The 19,822-nt window shown below is 59.6% G+C and carries 16 protein-coding genes; 4 read left to right on the top strand and 12 right to left on the bottom strand.

Translation table 11 applies throughout. The features are described 5' to 3' along the window. The 6 genes from PA598K_RS18150 to PA598K_RS18125 all read right to left on the bottom strand — a co-directional run. The coding region (locus PA598K_RS18150) for a sugar phosphate nucleotidyltransferase (RefSeq protein WP_185602081.1) at positions 1–518 on the bottom strand (518 nt) is incomplete at its 3' end. Between the two features lie 33 nt (positions 519–551). After that, on the bottom strand, positions 552–1,415 hold the full coding sequence (rfbD, locus tag PA598K_RS18145; RefSeq protein WP_128658320.1) for a dTDP-4-dehydrorhamnose reductase: 864 nt from the start codon (positions 1,413–1,415) through the stop codon (positions 552–554). Then, on the bottom strand, positions 1,408–1,965 hold the full coding sequence (gene rfbC / locus PA598K_RS18140) for a dTDP-4-dehydrorhamnose 3,5-epimerase (protein ID WP_128658319.1): 558 nt from the start codon (positions 1,963–1,965) through the stop codon (positions 1,408–1,410). Before rfbC ends, rfbD begins: the two co-directional genes overlap by 8 nt. A gap of 86 nt (positions 1,966–2,051) precedes the next feature. Further along, positions 2,052–2,753, bottom strand: a complete 702-nt coding sequence (locus tag PA598K_RS18135) for a sugar transferase (RefSeq protein WP_128658318.1) — start codon at positions 2,751–2,753, stop codon at positions 2,052–2,054. Further along, the gene (gene galU / locus PA598K_RS18130) at positions 2,750–3,658 is read right to left on the bottom strand and encodes a UTP--glucose-1-phosphate uridylyltransferase GalU (protein ID WP_128658317.1); all 909 of its coding nucleotides are present in this window, start codon (positions 3,656–3,658) and stop codon (positions 2,750–2,752) included. The genes PA598K_RS18135 and galU overlap by 4 nt, the downstream gene beginning before the upstream one ends. A 313-nt stretch (positions 3,659–3,971) precedes the next feature. Further along, entirely contained in the window at positions 3,972–4,409 is a 438-nt protein-coding gene (locus PA598K_RS18125) for a PilZ domain-containing protein (RefSeq protein WP_128658316.1), read from the bottom strand. A gap of 234 nt (positions 4,410–4,643) precedes the next feature. On the opposite strand from PA598K_RS18125, the gene PA598K_RS18120 reads away from it, so the two are divergent. Further along, entirely contained in the window at positions 4,644–5,012 is a 369-nt protein-coding gene (locus tag PA598K_RS18120; protein WP_128658315.1) for a helix-turn-helix domain-containing protein, read from the top strand. A gap of 53 nt (positions 5,013–5,065) precedes the next feature. Here the strand turns inward: PA598K_RS18120 and PA598K_RS36305 are convergent, their stop codons facing one another. Both PA598K_RS36305 and gltB read right to left on the bottom strand, forming a co-directional pair. Further along, entirely contained in the window at positions 5,066–5,212 is a 147-nt protein-coding gene (locus tag PA598K_RS36305) for a hypothetical protein (protein ID WP_185602080.1), read from the bottom strand. 576 nt (positions 5,213–5,788) lie between these two features. Continuing rightward, a complete protein-coding gene (gltB, locus tag PA598K_RS18115; RefSeq protein WP_128658314.1) occupies positions 5,789–10,393 on the bottom strand; it encodes a glutamate synthase large subunit in 4,605 nt (1,534 codons plus the stop codon). A 533-nt stretch (positions 10,394–10,926) separates the two neighbouring features. On the opposite strand from gltB, the gene PA598K_RS18110 reads away from it, so the two are divergent. Next, positions 10,927–12,225: a stalk domain-containing protein gene (locus tag PA598K_RS18110; RefSeq protein WP_128658313.1), complete on the top strand. Its 1,299-nt coding sequence runs from the start codon at positions 10,927–10,929 to the stop codon at positions 12,223–12,225. 92 nt (positions 12,226–12,317) lie between these two features. On the opposite strand, the gene kapB is transcribed toward PA598K_RS18110, so the two are convergent. Further along, positions 12,318–12,704: a sporulation phosphorelay system protein KapB gene (gene kapB / locus PA598K_RS18105; RefSeq protein WP_128658312.1), complete on the bottom strand. Its 387-nt coding sequence runs from the start codon at positions 12,702–12,704 to the stop codon at positions 12,318–12,320. Positions 12,705–12,871: 167 nt separating this feature from the next. Between kapB and PA598K_RS18100 the strand changes: the two genes are divergently transcribed. Further along, positions 12,872–13,999 (top strand): MGDG synthase family glycosyltransferase, encoded by a 1,128-nt coding sequence (locus tag PA598K_RS18100; RefSeq protein WP_185602082.1) that lies wholly within the window; start codon positions 12,872–12,874, stop codon positions 13,997–13,999. A gap of 122 nt (positions 14,000–14,121) precedes the next feature. After that, the gene (locus tag PA598K_RS18095; RefSeq protein ID WP_128658310.1) at positions 14,122–15,537 is read left to right on the top strand and encodes an NAD-dependent malic enzyme; all 1,416 of its coding nucleotides are present in this window, start codon (positions 14,122–14,124) and stop codon (positions 15,535–15,537) included. Positions 15,538–15,663: 126 nt separating this feature from the next. On the opposite strand, the gene PA598K_RS18090 is transcribed toward PA598K_RS18095, so the two are convergent. From PA598K_RS18090 to PA598K_RS18080, 3 genes are all read right to left on the bottom strand, one after another. Beyond that, complete coding sequence (locus PA598K_RS18090) at positions 15,664–16,074, bottom strand: RidA family protein (protein ID WP_185602079.1); 411 nt, start codon at positions 16,072–16,074, stop codon at positions 15,664–15,666. Positions 16,075–16,292: 218 nt separating this feature from the next. Beyond that, complete coding sequence (locus PA598K_RS18085; protein WP_260405478.1) at positions 16,293–17,321, bottom strand: C40 family peptidase; 1,029 nt, start codon at positions 17,319–17,321, stop codon at positions 16,293–16,295. A gap of 584 nt (positions 17,322–17,905) precedes the next feature. Further along, the coding region (locus PA598K_RS18080) for a discoidin domain-containing protein (protein WP_185602078.1) at positions 17,906–19,822 on the bottom strand (1,917 nt) is incomplete at its 5' end.

Here is a 19,822-nt window from a genome sequence, read left to right as displayed (position 1 = left end):
GTGCCGCAAGCGGCGTCCGATGCGGTCCCCGCTTGCGGCACAATGTAGCCGTATTTCTCCGAGGGATACGTCGGCTCGACGCCGATCAGCGCCAGCTCGGCGCCGCTCGATGCCAGCACCTCGGGCAGGCCGGCGATCGCTTCATAGAAGTCGCTCTCGACATACGGATCGACCGGCAGCACGACGATCGTCTCCTCCAGCGACACGCCTTCGATGGCGTATAGATAGGCAGCCGCCAGTGCGATCGCCGGGAATGTATCGCGACGCTGCGGCTCGACGACGATGGCTGTCTGCGGACCGAGCTGCGCATGGAGCATCTCCACCTGGCTTTTGCTCGTGGCGATGTACGCCCGCTCCTGCAAGCCCGCTTCCTCGAGCTGGCGCCAGACGCGCTGCACCATCGATTCCGGCTCTCCCGCCGGGCTTTCCAGCACCGGCAGGAATTGCTTGCTTCTGGCGTCGTTGGACAGCGGCCAGAGCCGCTTGCCCGAACCGCCGGACAATAACACCAATCTCATCGTATGAACGCCCCTTACACGTTAATGTTATGGCTACTTCAGTTCATTCATCCCTGCCAGATAGTCGGTCAGCGCCTCGCGCCAGTGGCGCATCGGCGGGAATCCCCCCGCCGCCAGCGCGCTGTGGGCCAGCACCGAATAAGCCGGACGGCGGGCAGCTCTGACGAACTCGGCCGACGAGACCGGCTGCACCTGCTGCGCGATGCCGCTCAGCTCGAAGATGGCCGTGGCGAACTCGTGCCAGGAGCAGCTCCCGGCATTGGTCACATGATAGATGCCGTACTTCTCCGTCTCGATCAGCCGCAGGATACAGGCGCTCACATCGGCAGACCAGGTCGGCGAGCCGATCTGATCATCGACGACCTGGATCGGCATCTCGCCCCGAGACAGCTCCAGCATCGCTTGCACGAAGTTGCGACCATGGCGGCCGTACATCCAGGAAGTGCGTACGATATACCAGCGGGAGTGCAGCTCCTGCACATAAGCTTCGCCGGCCGCCTTGCTGCGGCCGTACACATTGATCGGATCGACCGCCATCGACTCCAGATAAGGCGCGGTAGAGCCGCTGTTGCCGAAGACATAGTCGGTGCTGACGTACACGAGCTTGGCCCCCAGCTCCTCGGCGGCGATCGCCAGCTCGCGCGTGCTCTCGGCGTTAACTCGCCACACCGCATCGCCGTCATGCTCGGCATCGTCTACTGCGGTATAGGCAGCCGAATGGATGATGACGTCCGGCTTGCGAGCCTGCAGCCATCGCCGCACGCTCTCGCGATCCGTCACATCAAGCTCCTCGCGGCCTGGCCCCGATACCTCGTAGCCCTCGCGACATAGCTGCTCGACCAGGTCGCAACCGAGCTGTCCCTTGGCCCCCGTCACCGCCACCAGGCGCTTAGCCATCGAGTTCACCTGCCGCTTCCGCTTGCTCGAGGGAAGGCAGCTCCAGATCCTTCGCCGAGAGCGTCGGTTCCGCGACCGGCCAGTCGATGCCAAGCGCCGGATCTGACCAGAGGATGCCGCGATCCAGCTGAGGATCGTAGAGCGCATCCACCTTGTAGTACACATGCGTACCGGGCACCAGCGTGCAGAACCCGTGGGCGAACCCCGCAGGCACCAGCAGCTGCCGGCCGTTGCTCTCGCTCAGGATGACGCCGACCCAGTGGCCGTACGTCTTCGAGCCGAGGCGGATGTCGACCGCCACATCATAGATCGCGCCGACGCCGACGCGCACCAATTTGGTCTGCGCCTTCGGCGCCCGCTGATAGTGGAGACCGCGGACCGTCCCGGCATCGGCCGAATACGAATGATTATCCTGGACAAACGATTGTGTCAGTCCTGCGCGAGCAAAGACCTCCGCGTTGTAGCACTCTTCAAAATAACCCCGGTGATCCCCGTAGCGAGCTGTCTCGATGAGCAGCACGTCCTCCAGTCCCGTTGGCAATAGATTCACTTCTTCAGCTCCTCACTCCCAAGTCTTCTTCATATGTATGCCGCTGTAGAAGGATTCTTGCCACCGGGCCGACTAGGCTCCGCTCCCTAAAAGGCGTCCTTAGCGCCGAGCATGACACGAAAGGTGCGAATCATAATTTTCAGATCGTAGAACGTGCTCCGTTTGCGTATATATTCCAGATCCAGATCGACCATCTCCTTGAAGCCGATCGTGCTGCGACCGCTCACCTGCCACAGTCCGGTGCAGCCGGGGACGACGGAGAGACGACGCTTCTCGAAGGCGGTATAGCTCTCGACCTCGGTCGGCAACGGCGGCCGCGGCCCGACGAGGCTCATCTCGCCCCGCAGCACATTCCACAGCTGCGGCAGCTCGTCGATGCTCGTGCGACGGATGAAGCGGCCAATCCGGGTCACCCGCGGATCCTCCTTCATTTTGAACATCGCGCCGCTCACCTCGTTGCGCGCCCGCAGCTGCTCGAGCAGCTCCTCGGCGTTGCTCACCATCGAACGCAGTTTATACATGCGGAACGGCCTTTCATCCTTGCCGATCCGGGTCTGATGATAAAAGATGCGACCGCGTGGATCCTCGAGCTTGATCATCAAGGCGACGACCAGCATCAGCGGCGAGAGCAGCAGCAAGCCGCCTGCCGCGCCGAGCACGTCGATGCAGCGCTTCAGGAGGAGATAGGCGCGTCGCTTGAGGGCCGCGCTCTGCCGCGACATCGGATAATAACGGGCGGACTCCGAGGCGGCCAGTTCGGGCTCCTGCGTCGGATTGGGCAGACTCATCGCATCTCACCCCGTACCGACACCAGCTTGTTCAACAGCTCCTTTTCCAGGATGCTCTCGAGGGCATTGACCAGCGGCGCCCGGAGCTCGTCGCTGCGCAAGGCGAACTCGAGCGTCGTCAGGATAAAGCCCAGCTTCTCGCCGACGTCGTAGCGGATGCCTTCAAAATCATAGGCATAGACGCCGCTCGCCTCATTGAGCTTCTGTATCGCATCGGTCAGCTGGATCTCGCCGCCCGAGCCGCTCTCCTGACGCTCCAGGTAGCCGAAGATCTCCGGCGTCAGCACATAACGGCCCATAATCGCCAGATTGGAGGGCGCTTGCCCGAGCGGCGGCTTCTCGACGAACTCCCGGACCCGCACGAGCCGGTCAAGCTCGCCCATCGGATCGACGATGCCGTAGCGATGCGTCTGCTCGTAAGAGACCGTCTGCACGCCTACGACCGACGCGCCGACCCGCTCGTATTGCTCGATCAGCTGGCGCGTGCATGGCACCTTGGCCTGGACGATGTCGTCGCCCAGCAGGACGGCGAACGGCTCATCGCCGATGAAGTTGCGCGCGCACCAGACCGCGTGCCCCAGCCCCTTCGCTTCTTTTTGACGGATGTAGTGGATATCGACCACCGACGACTTCTGCACCTCGCGCAGCAGATCGTGCTTACCCTTCTCGAAGAGCGTCTGCTCCAGCTCGAACGCATTGTCGAAGTGATCCTCGATCGCGCGTTTGCCCTTGCCGGTGACGATCAGGATATCTTCGATTCCAGAGGCGATCGCTTCCTCGACGATGTACTGAATCGTTGGCTTATCGACGATTGGCAGCATTTCCTTGGGCATGGCTTTCGTTGCGGGCAAAAATCGGGTGCCCAGACCGGCTGCGGGAATAATCGCTTTTTTTACCTTTTTCATCGTCCAATCACCTATCCTGTTCTCTTTTTTTTGGTATTGGGCATCTAACCCGCCCTCGCATCACACCTTCGACGATTCACGTCTAAGGCGCGCTGGCCCACAGCATGATCGAGTCCCCGCAGTGATAAAGGTTCAGCAGGGGTAACCTGAATAAGATCGCGATGCAGACCAAGCTTCTGCAAAGCGCTGATCAAAGGGGTTATTTTGCGTCAGTTTCCCACTTTTGGCGGGTTTTGCGTTATAATACAAGAGGTACAAGTAAGGATTGTGTAATCTGCCGTTTTTGACGGAACAGATGACTCGGATTGGCGCTTCAGTACTGCTTTTGACCATTGATTTGACGATAGAGTGAATGGATGGTCGCTTGTGACGGACTCTGCTGCAACAGCAGTCCATTAAGCAACCGGATGAGCTTGCGTTGGAGCGAGGGCGCAGGCGCGGGTGCATAGGCGATGCCGTACTCGAAGAAGTTGTCGCGTCGTCGCTTCCAACGCACATGACCCTGCAATACCATCGGGACAGGGGCGCCGAGCGTCAGTCTCAACGTGTAGCTCATATTTACCGGAAGATCAAGCACAGACATGAAGCAGAGTCCTCCGGGACTGATGTTGAGCAGCAATACCGGTCTGGAGCGAGTCGTCACGGCCTGTCCTCCGATGCTGCCCACAGTCAGCTCGGCGACAACAGCCGGTGTCAATTGAACTCGAAGATGCCTGCGCCGCGTATGCTTGGTCTTCGTACGGATGATCATGACTCACTTCCGTTCGCGGAAATATGACATCGCTCGTATAAACGTGTCACAGAATGAGAATACTGATGAATTGTGATACATATCGTATCAATATATCCCTTACTTTACGATACAAAATGTAACAAGTCAAGAGCTTTGACACAGTTTTTTTGATTTTTGCGACTAATTGTATCATTGCATGCAATCGTCGTTTTTACATATTATTATGATGCTAACAGGGTTAGGAGGAGCATAATGATTACTGGTAGACGTATCGCACAGCTTCGCGAGGCGCAAGGGTGGACGCAGGAACAAACGGCGACGCTCCTGGGCATCTCTCGTGCTGCTCTGTCGCATTACGAGAAAAACCGGCGCGAGCCTGATATGGAGACGCTCTCGAAATTCGCCGATCTCTTCAAGGTATCGATCGATTACCTCGTAGGGCGCACCGAGATTGCGGATATGATATTAAGCGAGGATACACGCAGCTTCGTCGATCGACTGGAGCTCTCCGATGAGGAGATACTCGAGAAGTTCGATCTGACGATCGACGGACGCAAGCTGACGCCTGAGGAGTCCCGCCGTTTCATCGCCTTCGTGCGGGCCGAGCGTAATATGAAATAACCGCACTCGCCTTTAACAATGAAGAAAACCCCGTCAAATGAAGAAAACCCCCATTAACGGGGGTTTTCTTTCTTTTGAAGTGCTACGATCAAGTCATTCGGCAGCTTGCTTGGGCTGATGCCCAATTGACTCAGGATGTCCTTGATGTCCAGTTCAACTGGAGTCGTAAGGGGATCCTTGTCTTTGTTTTGGTTAACCATCACTAGCACTCCCATTCCCCGTCCTTTATCATCTTATCTCTCATTGCAACTTCCACTTGTCCAACCAACACTGCTATTATAGCTAAAAACAGGTAGACTTGACTGTCGGATACTCGTTGTCGGATCGCGCATTTTTGATCTTTTTTTGTCGAAACAGCACTGTAACTAAGCGCACTTTTCCAATCTCTGGTTCACTTTGTCGAACGAGCTGCACCAGCCTGCCGCCTCGCGCCGTCACCGAGGCTGCCCCGACTGCCGGGTCTGGTTAATTAGACGCCGTTATCTTCAAAAAGTTCCCAGTGCCTCAATTTTTGCTCCTAAGGCAGTATATGCCGCGAGTCGGCCGAGCTATGCCTTGCCCTTCGGGCGCGGCGCTGGTAGGCGCGGCGGGCGGTTCGATCGGCCTAAGGAACATAGGTATTCTTATTTGGTTCGTTCGCCCCCTTTTTTCGCAAAAAGCAAAAAAGACACCGGTCTGCTGCTAAGCAAACCGGTGTCCTCTGTAATTGTCTTCCGCTAGCCTTCCGCTACTCATCTACTAGCCTCTTGGCCTAGCCCATCCACTGCGTCTCGCCGCTAGTTGCCGCCGACGCGAGACAGCTCGCGCATGTTCGCTTCGAAGGCTGCCATCAGCGCGGCTTCGCCTTCGAGGCCGGAGCGGTGCATCTTATCGATCTGCGCCAGCATCCGTTTGTAGTCTTTGGGGATGACCTTGACGAACTGCCCCAGCGAGGCCTCCCAGTCGTCCAGCACGGCCTGGCCTGGCACGCTGCCGGTGTACTCGACATGGCGCTCGATCAGGCGGCGCAGCTCGGCGATGTCCTGCTCTTCCTCGAGGCGCTCGAGACCGACCATCTCCAGGTTGCAGCGACGATAGAAGTCGCCCTTGCGGTCGAGGACATAGGCGATGCCGCCCGACATGCCTGCCGCAAAGTTGCGTCCCGTCTCGCCGAGCACGACCACTCTGCCACCGGTCATATACTCGCAGCCGTGGTCGCCCACGCCCTCGACGACGACCGATACGCCGCTGTTGCGCACTGCGAAGCGCTCGCCCGCGATCCCGCGGATGTACGCCTCGCCGCCTGTAGCGCCATAGAGAGCCGTATTGCCGATGATGACATTGTCCTCTGCCGCGAAGGTTGCCGCCTTGGAAGGCGCGACGATGATCTTGCCGCCCGAGAGACCTTTGCCGACATAGTCATTGGAGTCGCCCTCCAGCGAGAGCGTAATGCCCTTCGGCACGAAAGCGCCGAAGCTCTGGCCTGCCGAGCCGACGAAATGAAGCTTGATCGTGTCCTCCGGCAGCCCTGCCGCTCCATAACGACGCGTTACCTCGCTACCGAGGATCGTGCCTACGACGCGGTTCGTGTTGCAGATGTCCAGCGTCCCGGACACTTGCTCGCCGTTCTCCAGCGCAGGCATCGCCAGCGGCAGCAGCTGCAGCATATCGAGCGACTCTTCGAGGCCGTGGTTCTGCTGCTGTACATTGTGGCGCACCGCGCCCTTGGTCGCCTCAGGCTGATGCAGCAGCGGCGTCAGGTCCACGCCTCTGGCCTTGTACGTATCGATCAGCTGCTTGGTCTCCAGCCTGTCGACGCGACCGACCATCTCCTCGATCGTCCGGAAGCCCAGCTCCGCCATAATCTCGCGCAGCTCTTGAGCGACGAACAGCATAAAGTTGACGACATGATCGGCATCGCCCGTGAACTTCTTGCGCAGCTCCGGGTTCTGGGTGGCGACGCCGACCGGACAGGTGTCCAGCTGACAGACGCGCATCATGACGCAACCGACGACGACCAGCGGCGCTGTGGAGAAGCCGAACTCCTCGGCTCCGAGCAGGGCGGCAATCGCCAGGTCGCGGCCGTTCATCATCTTGCCGTCGCATTCGACGACGACGCGGTCTCGCAGATTGTTGAGCATCAGCGTCTGATGCGTCTCTGCCAGTCCGAGCTCCCACGGCATGCCAGCATGACGCACCGAGTTCATCGGCGATGCGCCGGTGCCGCCGTCATAGCCGCTGATCAGGATGACGTCGGCACGGCCCTTGGCTACGCCTGCGGCGATCGTGCCTACGCCTACAGCCGAGACGAGCTTGACGTTGATGCGGGCCCGCGGGTTGGCATTCTTCAGATCGTGGATCAGCTCTGCCAGATCCTCGATCGAGTAGATGTCATGATGCGGAGGCGGCGAGATCAGACCGACGCCCGGCGTCGAGCCGCGCACCTCGGCTACCCACGGGTACACCTTGCGGCCAGGCAGTTGTCCGCCCTCGCCGGGCTTGGCGCCCTGCGCCATCTTGATCTGAATCTCGTCGGCATTGACCAGATACTGACTCGTCACGCCGAAGCGGCCGGAGGCTACCTGCTTGATCGCGCTGCGACGCAGATCGCCGTTGGCATCCGGGATATAACGCGCCGGGTCCTCGCCGCCTTCGCCGGTATTGGACTTGCCGCCGATGCGGTTCATCGCAATTGCCAGCGTCTCATGCGCTTCCTTGCTGATCGATCCGTACGACATCGCGCCGGTTTTGAACCGCTTGACGATCGATTCGACCGATTCGACTTCCTCGAGCGGGATGCTGTTGCCATCCTTCTTGAAGGAGAGCAGCGAGCGAAGCGTATTGTATTTCTGATCCTCGCTCTGGACGAGCGTGGAGTATTTTTTGTACAGGTTGTAATCGTTGGCTCGACAAGACATCTGCAGCGTATGGATCGTCTGCGGGTTGAACAGATGCTCCTCGCCGTCCTTGCGCCACTGATACTCGCCGCCGGAATCGAGCTCGCGCTCGGTCCCTTCCTTGTCGTCATAAGCCAGATGATGCGGCTCCAGCGCTTCGCGAGCGATGACGTCGAGACCGATGCCGCCGATCCGCGACGGAGTCCATGTGAAGTACTGGTCGACCAGCTCCTCCTTCAGACCGACCGCCTCGAAGATCTGCGCGCCGCGGTACGACTGGATCGTCGAGATGCCCATCTTGGAGAGGATCTTGACGACGCCCTTGGTAGCGGCTTTGATATAGTTGCGCACAGCTTTGTCGTGCGAGATATTGGTCAGCATGCCCTGGCGGATCATGTCGTCGAGCGACTCGAACGCCAGATATGGATTGACCGCGCTCACGCCGTAGCCGAGCAGCAGCGCGTAGTGATGCACCTCGCGCGGCTCGCCGGACTCCAGCAGCAGGCTGACGCGAGTCCGCGTGCCCTGACGAATCAGATGATGGTGCAGCGCCGATACAGCGAGCAGCGACGGGATAGCCGCATTGTTGCGGTCGATGCCGCGGTCTGACAGGATCAGGATATTATGACCTTTATCGATGACGCGGTCTGCCGCCTCGCACATCTCCGCCAGCGCGGCGCGCAAGCCTTCCTCGCCCTGATCGGCAGGGAAGAAGATCGGCAGCGTGATCGACTTGAAGCCTGGACGACGCACATGACGCAGTCTGCCGAAGTCCTCGTTGGAGAGGATCGGCGAGTCCAATCGGATATGTCGACAGCTCTCAGGCTCGGGTGCGAGCAGATTGCGCTCGGAGCCGATCGTCGTCGCAGTCGAGGTGATGATCTCCTCGCGGATCGCATCGATCGGCGGGTTCGTCACTTGCGCGAACAGCTGCTTAAAGTAGTTGAACAACCGCTGCGGACGCTCCGAGAGTACGGCGAGCGGCGCGTCGTAGCCCATCGAGGCGATCGGCTCGACACCGCTGTTGGCCATCGGCTCGATGATCCGGCGCAGATCCTCATAGGTGTAGCCAAACGCTTGCTGACGACGCTTGACGGTCGCATGATCCGGCTCCGGCAGCTCAGGCGCCTCCGGCAGCTCCTCAAGCCCGACGAGATGCTCATTGAGCCAGTCGCGGTAAGGATTCTCGGCGACGATCTCCGATTTGACCTCCTCGTCGGAGATGATGCGGCCTTGCTCCGTATCGACCAGCAGCATCCGTCCCGGACGCAGACGGTCCTTATAGAGGATGTTGGCTGGATCGACCTGCACGGTGCCGGCTTCGGAGCCGAGGATGATGACGTCGTCCTTGGTGACATAATAGCGCGCCGGACGCAGACCGTTGCGGTCGAGAGTCGCTCCGATCCGGGTGCCGTCGGTGAAGCCCATCGCAGCCGGTCCGTCCCATGGCTCCATCAGCGTGCTATGGTACTCGTAGAATGCTTTTTTGTCGTCGTCCATGCTCTCGTGATTGGACCATGGCTCCGGGATCATCATCATCGCCGCATGCGGCAGCGAGCGTCCGGAGAGGTAGAGGAATTCCAGTGTATTGTCGAACATGGCGGTATCCGAACCGTCGGGATTGATGATCGGCTTGATCTTATCCATATCCTCGCCGAACAGCTCCGAGGCGAACAGCGACTGCCGGGCATGCATCCAGTTCACATTGCCGCGCAGCGTGTTGATCTCGCCATTATGAATGATATAACGATAGGGGTGCGCGCGCTCCCAGCTCGGGAAGGTGTTGGTGCTGAAGCGCGAGTGGACCAGCGCAATCGCCGTCTCGAGCGTCTCGTCGTTCAGCTCGAGGTAGAATGCGCGAACTTGCTCGGTAGTCAACATGCCTTTGTAGACGATCTTCTTGCTCGAAAGGCTGGAGAAATAAAACTTGTCCCCGCCTTCGAGACCGGCATAGCGAATCGCATGCTCGGCGCGCTTGCGGATGACGTACAGCTTGCGCTCAAAGGGCAGCTCGCCCTCGAGTCCAGCGGCGCGGCCGATGAACACTTGACGGACATACGGCTTAGCCGCCAGCGCCGATTCGCCGAGCTTCTCGTCGTTGGTCGGCACGGTCCGCCAGCCCAGCAGCGTCTGGCCTTCCTCGGCGATGATCGCCTCGAGCCGACGCTCCTGCTCCTCGCGGACGTCCGCCTCCTGCGGGAGGAAGATCATGCCGACGGCATAATCCCCCTCTGCCGGCAGCACGACGTCTGCCTTGGCCATCTCGCGCGCGAAGAAGCCATGCGGGATCTGGATCAGGATGCCAGCGCCATCGCCAGTGTTCGGCTCGCTGCCCTGACCTCCCCGATGCTCCATATTTTCCAGCACCGTCAATGCCTGACGTACGATTGTGTGTGATTTGATGCCTTTGATGTGCGCCACAAACCCCATGCCGCAAGCGTCTTTCTCATACTGCGGATCATACAGGCCTTGCTTAGGCGGCAATCCATAACGTGTATCATTCATTGTATGCAATGCAACCTTTCTATCAAAAGATTTGATCGAACCTTCCATACTGCGACCATCCGTCCGCCGCGTAGCTCCAGGCCTTGACCTGGAGTCTGCGCCCGTCCTGCCGGAAGCTTAAGCCGTCCGCGCCAGCCGTCACGACTAGACGCTTGCCGGCTTGCTTGCGACAACAAAAAGCTTTCGCTCCCGCCCTTTTTAACATAGAATAGAGCTGTAAACCATTCCCTTGGAGCGTGCAGGGAAGACAACTGGGTCAGGCGGTTCCTGAGTATATGGACTTAAGCATACACGGTGACCGAGCCTTACATAATGCATCAAATCACGAAAAGTTTGCACTAATTGCATGATCATCTGCATCAGAAAGGTGAATCCCCATCATCGTTTTCGGGCAGTGAAGCGCATCACAGCCATAGGATTTGCAAGCTTTGGCAGGTCAGAGCTCCGGCGCGTTTGTTATTACATTATTTTATCATCAGGCCAAAACGATAGCAATTTATTAATTTTTATTATAGCAAAAGGATGTGGAATGATTGTATAACAAGTTTAGGAAATGGAGCCGCTTCTCCGCTGCCGCCCTGCTCACGGGCTCGCTGCTGCTCGGTTCGCTGCCCGCGGCGCCGTCGGCCTTCGCCGCTACTGCACCTGTCGCCGCAACCCCGTCCCAGATCGCCGCTCACGAGTCGTACCGAATCGTCGCAATCGGCGACTCGCTGACCGCAGGCTACGAGTTCGGCTTCACGGAGAGCTCGTCCCCGTATGGCTATGTGGAGCGCGTCTACGAGCAGGCGCTCTTCCGCGGGCGCGCCGAGGTGGTCAACTACGGCGTGCTCGGCTTGCGCGTAGAGGGACTGGACGCCTGGCTGAGCGCTGCCCAGGGCGGCCGCGCCGTCCAGACGGCGGATATCGCCGGGGCGTCTGCCGACCCGCGCGCGGCAGCGATCCTCGCCCGCACGGCGAGCCTCGCCGAGGATCTGCGTCAGGCCGATCTGGTCGTCCTCACGATCGGCGCCAACAACTTCACTTCGCTCATGGACATCGTGGGCAAGAGCCCCGAGGAGATTGCCGCTTGGCGGACGGATACGCTGGATGCTTACGCCGCGTCGCTGACCGCCTCGATCGAGAAGCTCCTCGAGCTGCAGCCGGCTGCGCGCATCGTCGTCTCGGACTTCTACTCGCCAGCGCCTAATCTTGCTGCTGCGGGCATAACTGCCTCCCAGTATAAGCTGTTCCAAGAGACGATCGGTCTCGTCCAGGAGCGGCTCGGCGAGGTCGTAGCCGGCTTCGACGATCGCGGCAGCGACGTGCGGGCCGCCTACAGCGCCGAGGCGTTCGTCGGCAAGGAGCTGGCGATGACCTACATCATGCGCCGCGACATCCATCCGAACCAGACCGGCTACGCCGCGATCGGCGGCGCCTTCGCCGAGACGATCTGGGGCGAGGAGCGACGAGTCGCGCCACGCGCCGATGGCGTCGACATCTCCGTCGTCGTCAACGGACGCGAGGTGATTACCGTCAACCGCCCGGTGATCAAGAATAACCGCACTTATCTGGCGATCAAGGATATCGCCGACGCCATGCAGGCGACGACCGTGTGGGATGCCAAGACGAAGTCCGCGACGATCGGCAGCGGCGACCGCGAGGTCGTGCTCCAGATCGACGGGACAGCCATGCGGGTGAATGGCCAGCAGGTGCCGATCGACACGCCTGCTTACTTGCAGCCGATGAACGGCGAGATGAAGACGTATGTGCCGCTCGCCGTGCTGGCCGACGGACTCGGCTTCCAGGTCGTCTACAGCGCGCCTACCAAAACCGCCTTTATTAATAAGTAACGATACGAAAAGCCATGACCATCCCGGGATCATCCCCTTTGCGGTCATGGCTTTATTTCTCCTTGGCAGGCATCAATCCCGCCCGGGTTCGGCTATCTGTACTCGCGGCGGAGACCTTCCAGCTGATCCAGCCCGCGCTCGGCCCAACGCTTCAGCTTGTCGAGCATCTCGATCTCGGCTTGCAGCGAACGCTCCAGCGACGCCTTGTACTCGGGCACCTCTCCCGTATGGAGCTTGATGTCCCGCAGCGGCGCCAGCGCCTTCTCCGTGTAGCTGAGCGCGCGGCGCTCGTGGAACATCGGTACGTCAGGGTCGTACGGGTGATGCAGGTCGCCTTGATCGGGATGCTTCAGCACTGCCAGCACCTTAACGACGGCGCGAGGGCCGTTTTGCTCCATGAACTCCCCGACATAGACGCCGGTTTTGTAATCCATCTTAACGATGGAACCGATCTCATATCCTGTTTTTGCTTCATTCATTCGCGGTTCCCCCTGGTCGGCGATGCGCCGTTTTTTCCCAAACAATAGGGTAGTTTACTTATCCTTTAGGATAATTTAATGTAGTAGAGAGGTGCAAGTGCTATTTCGGAACTTGTCTTGACTGCTTTCAAGTCGTAATATGGTAATTAGGAAAAGTAGGTGAGATGATGCGGAAGAAAAGAGTGCTTCTGCTCTCCGAAGGTTTCGGCTCCGGACATACCCAAGCTGCCTATGCGCTGGCCATGGGACTGAAGCAGCTCTCCCCGGGCATTCAGGCCCGCGTCATTGAATTGGGCAAATTTCTCAACCCGGTCGTCGGACCCTGGATCATGTCGGCATATCGCAAGACCGTCAGCAAGCAGCCCAAGCTGGTCGGCATGATGTATCGCACACAGTACCACAAGTCGCTCAATCGCTTTACGCAGCTGGCGCTGCATCGCGTATTTTATACCCAGACCTCACAAGTCATCTCGCAGCTGAAGCCAGACCTGATCGTCTGCACTCACCCGGTGCCCAACGCCGTCGTCGCCCGGCTCAAGCGCCTTGGTCTGGACGTTCCTCTATATACCCTGATTACGGATTATGATGCGCATGGCACCTGGACCAGTCCGGAGGTGAATCAATACTTCGTCTCCACCCCGCTCGTGAAGAAAAAGCTGATGTCGCACGGCATCCCGGCCAGTCGGATCGAGGTGACAGGCATCCCGGTCCACCCGACGTTCTGGCACTCCTACGACAAGCTGGCCATCCAGCAAGAGTTCGAGCTGAAGAACATGCCGACGGTGCTCATCATGGGAGGCGGCTGGGGACTGCTCAGCGACAACAATCATATCATGGAATATATGACCCGCTGGCGGGAGAACATACAACTGATCTTCTGCGTCGGCAGCAACGAGAAAGTACGGGAAAAGCTGCTCGCGGAACCAGACTTCCAGCATCCCAACATTCGCGTGCTTGGCTTTACCAACGACGTCAGCAAGCTGATGGACGTATCGGATCTGCTCATCACCAAGCCGGGCGGCATGACCTGCACGGAAGGACTGAGCAAGGGCATCCCGATGCTGTTCTACGAGCCGATTCCCGGCCAGGAGGAAGAGAACTGCGAATATTTTATCCAGCACGGCTTCGGCGAGATGCTGTCCTCGACCGAGACGATCGACCGTTGGTTCACGATGATTAAGGAGCCGTATGCCGCCTCGCAGTTCCGCCATACGCTCATCAGCAAGCGCAATCAACAATACAGCCCGACCAAATGCTCGGAGGCTGTGCTGAACATGCTGGACACACTTCAATGACGCGGCGCCCCCGCTGCGCCACTTAGCAATAGACACCTAGAGACCGCCGCCGCTATCACCGGATAGGCGGTTTTTCTGTTTCGCGTGCGGGTAATATATAGTAGAAAAACGGAGGGATCGCTATGAATGGAAAATCGCTGGACGGCAAAACCATCATCCTGCGCGTAGAGCTGGATACCCAACTCGCCAACTTCAGCCGCGCCGCATCGGCGATCGAGCAGGCCGGCGGCGACGTCGTCGCCATCGACGTTATTCAGACCGGTCGTGAGAAGACGGTACGCGATCTGACCGTCAAGGTTGGCGCGACCGGCGTCGCCAGCCGGATCGCCGACGCGCTCGGCGAGCTTCCGGGCATCCGCCTAGTCAACGTATCGGACCGCACCTTCTTGCTCCATCTCGGCGGCAAGATCGCCATCGCCCCCAAGTCGCCGATCCAGAATCGTGACGATCTCTCGCGCGTCTATACGCCCGAGGTGGCGCGCGTCTGCACCGCCATCCATGACGACCCGTCCAAGGCATTTACCCTTACGATCAAACGCAATATGGTCGCCGTCGTCTCCGACGGCAGCGCCGTGCTTGGCCTGGGCAATATCGGCCCCTATGCGGCGATGCCTGTGATGGAGGGCAAGGCGATGCTGTTCAAGCAATTCGGCGAGGTCGATGCCTTTCCGATCTGCCTCGATACGCAGGATACGGAGAGCGTCATCGCCGCCGTCAAGGCGATCGCCCCGGCCTTTGGCGGCATCAATCTGGAGGACATCGCTGCGCCGCGCTGCTTTGAGATCGAACGGCGGCTGCGCGAGGAGCTCGATATCCCGGTATTCCACGACGATCAGCACGGCACCGCCGTCGTCCTCTATGCCGGCTTGCTCAATGCGCTCAAGCTGGTCGGCAAGGCGATCGAGGACGTGCGTATCGTCGTCTGCGGCATCGGCGCTGCCGGCACCGCCTGCACCAAGATGCTGCTCGCCGGCGGCGCGACCAACATCCTCGGCGTCGACCGCGAGGGCATCCTGACCGCAGATCGAACCTACGAGCATCCGATGTGGCAATGGTATGCCGAGCATACCAACCCCGAGCGGCTCCAGGGCGGGCTCGCCGAGGCACTGCAGCAGGCCGACGTATTCATCGGCGTCTCGGCGGGCGGTATCCTGACGCGCGAGCATATCGGCTCGATGGCGGAGCAGCCGATCGTCTTTGCGATGGCCAATCCCGAGCCTGAGATCCGGCCCGAGCAAGCCGAGGACCTGGTCGCCGTGTTCGCTACCGGGCGCTCGGACTACCCCAATCAGATCAACAATGTGCTCTGCTTCCCCGGCATCTTCCGGGGCGCGCTCGACTGCCGGGCCAGCGAGATCAACGAAGCGATGAAGCTGGCTGCCGCCGAAGCGATCGCCTCGGTGATTGCCCCCGATGAGCTCGGCCCGCTTTATATCATCCCAAGCGTATTCAACCAGCGCGTCGTCGAGGAAGTCCGGCGTCGCGTCATCCAGGCCGCGATATCGAGCGGCGTCGCACGCAAAGAGCCGCGGGAATAATCCCGCGGCTCTCGCCATTGCGCACGACCGTGCGTACTACGCGGCCGTGCCTGCTCCGTCGTGTCTGCTGCATGTCGTATCCTACCGCATGGCAGTGTCTGCTGCATCGTCGTATCTACTGCATGGCTATCCGTCCTCGCCATGCTCGACGCGAGCCATCCACAGCTCGATCTCGATCTTCAACTCCGGCAGACCGAGGGCGCTCACATAGCCGACGGTCATCGACGGATAGCTGCCGCCGAATAGCGCGTCCCACTGCTCATACAGATACGTCCAGTCCAGCTCCTCGGTGGCCCAGATATTGACCTTCACGATATCGCCGGCCTCCAGCCGCTCAGACTGGAGCAGCGCGGCGATGTTGCGGAACGTATGGGCGATCTGCTCCGACAGCGCGGCCGGCAGACTGCCGTCCGGCGCCGTGCCGACCTGCCCGGAGCTGACATACAACGCGGCTCCCCTGGGGATCCTCGTCAGATGACTGTACTTTCCTACCGGCGGGCTTACCCCTGCCGGATTGCTTCGCGTTACTTTACTCATGTGCATACACCCTCACTGGTTAGGAAGTGCTGTTCTCCTTGGCGCTGATAGACATACGTATCCCGTCTGCAGCGCTTCTAGAAAAAAACAGCCGTGGAGTATCCATAACCCGAAGCCAATGCGCCAAGCGAACGTTTCTTCATGACAGACACTCCCCTCCCTCTACCAGTGGTATGCTTATAACTCTAGCTTACGGTTTATGACTGCTCGCGTCAACGCTACAGCGCCGAGCCGCCGAACAGGAAGCGGTGCTCCCAATGCTTGCCGACGATGCTGTCTGTACGCACGCCGCCCGATTCCTTGGAGTAGGTGTGCAGCACCTTGCCGTCGCCGAGATAGATGCCGACATGCGTGATCGTCGCCTTGGACTTGTTGACGCCGCTATACGAAGAGGCGCTGGTACCGCGGTAGCTCATGAAGAACATCAGATCGCCGCGTTGCAGCTGACGCCAGTTGCTCTTGGCGTTGCCCTTGTTCTTGACATAGTTGCCCTGTCCTCTGGAGTCGGCCGGCAACGTAACATTCAGCGCATTCTGGAACGCCCGTCTGACGAAGGCCGAGCAATCGAAGTATCGAGTGCTGTTGCGGTTGGAGCCGTATTGGTAAGGCGTACCGAGGAAGCTCATGCCGACATTGATCACCTTCTCGACCTTGCTGCTCTGCGAGGAGCCGCTAGTCGGCGGTGCAACGGTGCCTCCGCTGACCCGGATATATTGCGACTGGCTGCTGACGTAGCCCGTCGTGCCCCGCGAATCGCGGACCTGATACCAGTAGCTGTTCGGCTGACTCAGGACGGTGACGGTCTCGCCCCGGCTCAGATAACGGATGCGTGAAGCGCCCGTCGACGGGCTCGTCCGGAAGGCTACAGAGGCGACGATCTCGCCTTTCTTGGAGCTTGCACTAGCGCTAGCACTGGCGTTAGAGCTTGCATTGGCACTGGCGCTTGCGACAGCGCGAGCGTCTTCGTCTGCCACAGCAGCAGTTATGTATTGCGAGCTCGATGAGACGTAGCCCGACGTGCCGTCATCGGCAAGCACCTCATACCAGTAAGAGTTAGGCTCGCTGAGCACAACCAGTTGTTCGCCGGATTTCAGATAACGGATGACCTCGGAGGAAGTGCTGGGCTTGTCGCGGAAGCTGACCGTTTCCTTAACTTCGATTTGCGTTGCCGCCGCCGCTTGATCAGGGATGGCCGCCAGGGGCGCCAACAACGTCACTACCAACATCACGAGCCATGTTTTTTTCAAAAGTATTCACCCTCCAGTTTGGACTTGAAACGTAGACTGCCTGTCCTCCTCTCGGCGGAATGCTGACTCCATTCTAGAGCCAGTCCTCCTCCGCTAGCATCCATCGTCAGGCCCAATTGCCTATTGGCGGGACACCCAGTCAGAGGCGATTGGCAACTGGGGGAAAAAGATGAATATTTTCTCATTGAATATTTGGAAAACGCTTTCAAACCAAGGCTTGCCAATAAAATTGCCAAATGAATGAAATATAATTGGCAACATTATGAACAAGTCCGGCTAGGTCGTAAGAAGTAAAAAGCAGCGTCACGCATCTAGGACCCGGAATAAATTGGCAGCCCAAAAAGCCCTGTCGGACACGTCCGGAGGGCTTACAGTGAACTTCCAGTTCATACGTTATAAGGAGATATACCCTGGAATAAGTGGGTTGAAACATCCTTCACAAATTAGACGCTTGACCCCAGCCTGAAGTTGCAAACAACGATTATCCAAACATTGGCTGTGCGTGCTTGCGATGCAAACGCGGGCTCGGGTATGCGTACGCTGACGAGCAAAGATATGGCCCCAGGGGTGGGGCCATCGCACCTCTATTGTCGATAAACCTCCAGTTCGGCTAACTGAAACGCGTAGCTGCCAAACGGCTCGGTCCGCAATCGCGCAGCCTCGACCCGCACATACCGGGCCGACTGGGCGGGGAAGGTCAGCGTCAACGGGCTGCCGTCCACTGGCTGCGGCGCATCGATGCGCGTCTCCACCGTCTGCCAGGTGGTCCCGTCGCTCGACAGCCGCACCTGCACATCGAGCGGGAAGCCGACGCCGACCTGCTGCCCGGCATCATTGCGCGGCCACAGCTCGACGCGACCGACCGGATACGCCTGCTCGAGATCGATGCTGACCCATGCCGGCGTCGCAGGCTGCGTCGATGCAGGCAGACTGCTCCAGCCCTTGGCGTCGTTGGCCCCCGCGCCGCCCACACGCTGACCGTCGACGAGATGGGCCTTGCTCCAGCCCCAGTTGGCGACGTCGCTGGAGGCCGTGACGGGCTTCTGGTAGGCCAGATTGCCATACGGATGACGCTCGTCGTAGTAGGGCAGCTCGCCGAGCGCATACAGCTTGCCCTCGCCTGGCTGGTAGCTAGCCGTCAGCGTGCCCGAGGCAGCATTATAGCCGGTCGGTACCTCGAGTCCCGTCGTCTTGGATACCTCGCGGATGTCGCTGATCAGACTGTCCGCCTGCAGCGTGAACGTCCGGCTCTGCGTCATCGAGCGATTGACGACCATCGCATACGTCTCGCCGGTGTCCTGATGGATCATATACGAGACGATCATCTCGTCGGCCGGATTGGCAGGCTGCAGATAAAAGTCAACAGGCAGCCGCTTGGTCGACGCTGTCGGCAGCGTCGCGCCGGTATGATAGACCTGATGCGCGTCAAGATCGATCAGCGTCTTGCCGAGCTGCTGCATCTCGCTATTGAGCTGCTGGAACGGCGCATAGCGCGCCGTCTTGTTGCCTTGCGGGTCGATGATCGCATCCTCGAAATGCTCGCCGCGCCCCGTCGGCGTCCAGTAGGTGAACCAGGTCACATACTTGAAGCCATAAGCCAGATAGGAGTACACGTTGAACCGCATATCGTCCGCGCTTGGCTGGCGGTGGCTGAGCGCGCTTGGCGAGGAGCCAAAGCCGACCGATTGCAGATAGGAGGCCGTCTTGATGCCGTACTCCAGTCCGACGCGCCGGATGATGTCGGCCGTATCGTAATAGTTGTTGGCGAATTGCCCGTTGGTCAAGAACGGATAGTTGTCGTACGAGAGGTAGCGAAGATTGTCCGCCCCTACCTCCTCGACCCAGGCGCGCACATAGTCCGTCTCGTACGCTGCGCCATAAATATTGGGGAACAGGTTGACGTACGGATTTTTGGTATTGTCATGCTCTAGCACCTCGCGGTAAATATGGGCCTCGCGCGGCAGCTCGCCGATCCCCGGCTCGTCGCGGATATAGTAGCCGCCGGTCGCCCAGTAATCCTTGTACGTCTCCACCACTTCCTGAATCTGAGCATCCGTACCGCGAATGCGCGGATCGGCGACATTGACCTTCAGATCATGCGCCTCCGCCAGCTCCAGCATGCGCAGATTGCGCGACTCGGTGTCGAGGCCGGAGCCGAGCACATTTTGCAGCACGTCGACATGCGCTTCCTGTAGCCACTGGTACTGCTGATCGTTGGTGTACTCCCAGGTCGGCGGCCAGAAGACGCCAACCTGGAACTTCTCCGGCTCCGCTGTACGCGCCCGATGCGGCTTGACCGTCATCGTGAAGGACTTGGTCATCGCGACCGCTCCCTTGCTCACCGTCGCCGTCAGCACGACCTGGGCGGCCGGCTGATCGCTGGCCGGACGACGGACGCGCCCGCTCCCGTCGATCACGGCCGGGTCGGTGCTGGCCCAGGAGATGGCGCTACCTTCGCGGCCATACGTCGGCAGTCCGATCGAGGAGGAGAGCGGCTGCGG

The organism is Paenibacillus sp. 598K (assembly GCF_003851045.1).
GTDB lineage: Bacteria > Bacillota > Bacilli > Paenibacillales > Paenibacillaceae > Paenibacillus_D.
This window is presented reverse-complemented; position numbering and strand designations above follow the sequence as displayed.